Annotated in this window: 3 protein-coding genes; all 3 read left to right on the top strand. The window is 47.1% G+C overall.

The features are described 5' to 3' along the window. On the top strand, positions 1-261 hold a 261-nt coding region (gene mraW / locus ACQY26_RS06760; protein WP_428048381.1), incomplete at its 5' end, for a 16S rRNA (cytosine(1402)-N(4))-methyltransferase. Then, on the top strand, positions 258-536 hold the full coding sequence (locus tag ACQY26_RS06755) for a hypothetical protein (protein WP_428048380.1): 279 nt from the start codon (positions 258-260) through the stop codon (positions 534-536). The genes mraW and ACQY26_RS06755, both read left to right, overlap by 4 nt. Beyond that, positions 511-2,166: a peptidoglycan D,D-transpeptidase FtsI family protein gene (locus ACQY26_RS06750; RefSeq protein ID WP_428048379.1), complete on the top strand. Its 1,656-nt coding sequence runs from the start codon at positions 511-513 to the stop codon at positions 2,164-2,166. Before ACQY26_RS06755 ends, ACQY26_RS06750 begins: the two co-directional genes overlap by 26 nt. Positions 2,167-2,331: the final 165 nt, after the last annotated feature.

The following is a 2,331-nucleotide window of genomic DNA, read 5'->3' as shown; positions in this document are numbered from 1 at the left end:
ATAGAAGTCAACGGGGAGCTTGACTGCGTCAAATCCGCACCGGCTTTGCTTAAGGATATTTTACTGCCGGGCGGGCGCGCCGCTTTCCTTACTTTCCACTCCACCGAAGACAGAATAATAAAATTCGCTTTTAAAGAGCTTGCCTCCGGCGGGGATTTTAAACTTGTAAACAAAAAGGTTATAGAGCCCTCTTGGGCGGAAATAAAAGCCAATCCCCGCGCCAGGAGCGCAAAACTCCGCGTAATTGAGAGGATTAAATGAAGATTTTTTACGTTATTTTGCTTTGCGGCTTATTTTTGCTCCTTATAGCAATGGAGCGCGTGCAAAAGGAGAAGACCGGCTATCAGGTGGCCACGGTTATGGAAGATATAACCTTTAAAGAAGCCCGCAACCAGTACCTGCGCTATAAAATAGGCGTGTATAAATCGCCGCATAAAATCATGGCGGCGGCCGAACGTGAGGGTATGCGTATAGCCGCTCCGTCGGAAGTTATAGTTTTGAAGGACAAAGATGAAAACGCTGAAATCAAGAATTAAAATTTGCGCCATAGCCTGTTTTTTGCCTGCAGTTTTTATCGCCGGCCGGCTGTTTTATTTGCAGACTTTCAGGCATGAAGAACTGCTTACCAAAGCCGAAAAGCGCGTCTATACCCAAACCGTCCCGGATACCGTCCGCGGAAAAATATTGGATAATAAAGGCGTGGTTCTGGCGGAGAGCCTTCGCACTTATTTCGTGGCGGTCAGCAAAAAGAACGTAAATAAAAAAGACGCTCTTTTTGACGTGCTGGGCCAAGCCCTTTCCGTAAGCAAAGCGCAGTTAAACAAACTTTGGAATTCAAAAGGGAATTTCTTTTACGTCAAGAAGGAAGTTACCCCGCTGGAATACGAAAAACTGGAAGAGCTTATCAATAAAGAAAGAGTGCGCGGAATAGAAATAGAACCGCATTATACGCGCATCTATCCTTATGACGGCATAGCGCAGGATATTTTGGGGGCGACGAACTCCCGCAACAGCGGGCTTTCAGGCATAGAGCTTATGTATGAAGACGAGCTCGCGCGGCGCACAAAATCCAAACGCGTCAAAAAAGCGCGCCGCGGCGGAATAATTTACGATAAAGAGCAAACGGAATTTTTGGATATAGCTGACGTCTATTTGACGATAGATTCCCTTGGGCAGTATTACGCGGAAAGCACTCTTAAAAAATATGCGGAAGAATATAAAGTAAAAAGCGCTTTCGCGATAGTGCAGGACCCTGAAACCGGCCATATTTTGGCGGCGGCCTCTTACCCGGCTTTAGACGGCCGAAGCCTGCCTTTGCAGTTTGTTTACGAGCCCGGTTCCACTTTTAAAACGATAGCCGTGGCGGCCGCCTTGGACAGCGGCGCGATAAAGCCGACGGACAGATTTTCCATGGAAGACAATAAATGGAAAGTCGACGGCATAACCATACGCGATCACCAAAAAAAGCCCAGTTTGGACGTAAAAGAAATATTGGAAGTTTCTTCCAATATCGGCGCGGCGAAAATATCGCACGGCTTAGGCGCGCGGACGATGTATTCTTACATAAAAAAATTCGGCTTCGGCGTAAAAAGCAATATATCTTTTTTGGGCGAGCCTTCCGGCATTTTGAGGGAGCATACCCGCTGGAAGCCGATTGACACCGCAAAAGCCGGTTACGGATACACGGTGGCGGTTACCGGCGTGCAGCTGGTTACGGCTTATTCCGCCATAGCCAACGGCGGAACTTTAATGCAGGCGCATTTGATAGATAAAATCAAATTCGCGAACGGGATGGAAGAAGTTTTATCAAAGCCGTCCAAGGTAAGGCAGGCCATAAGCAAAAAGACGTCCGATCAGCTTAAGGACTTGCTGGTCAGCGTGGTTGAAAACGGCACCGGCAAAGGCGCAAAGGTAAAAGGATACAGCGTCGCCGGCAAAACCGGCACCACGGAAAAAATGGCGCAAGACGGCAAATACCAAAGAAGTGCGCATATAGCTTCTTTCTGCGGTTTTGTGCCGGCTTATAAACCCAGATTTACCATACTAGTGGTTTTGGACGAGCCCGAACGCGCTTTGTTCGGCGCGGCGTCCGCAAAAATATTTTCTGAAATAGCGGCTAAATTCCTTACTTTATACGCCGTTGAGCCTGATGAGGAGACACGATGAAACTTAACATAACTTATGAATCTTTGTCTAAGATTCTTGACGGTAAACTTACCGCCGAAAAGCCCTTTTCCGTATTGGAAAAACTAAGCATAGACAGCCGAACTTTGCAAAAAGGGGAGGCTTACCTCGTTATAAAAGGCCAAAAACACGACGGCCATAAATTTA

It is taken from the genome of Candidatus Proelusimicrobium excrementi (assembly GCF_937881865.1).
Classification (GTDB): domain Bacteria; phylum Elusimicrobiota; class Elusimicrobia; order Elusimicrobiales; family Elusimicrobiaceae; genus Proelusimicrobium; species Proelusimicrobium excrementi.
The sequence above is the reverse complement of the archived record's forward strand: the minus strand, read 5'-3'. Positions and strand labels throughout refer to the sequence as shown.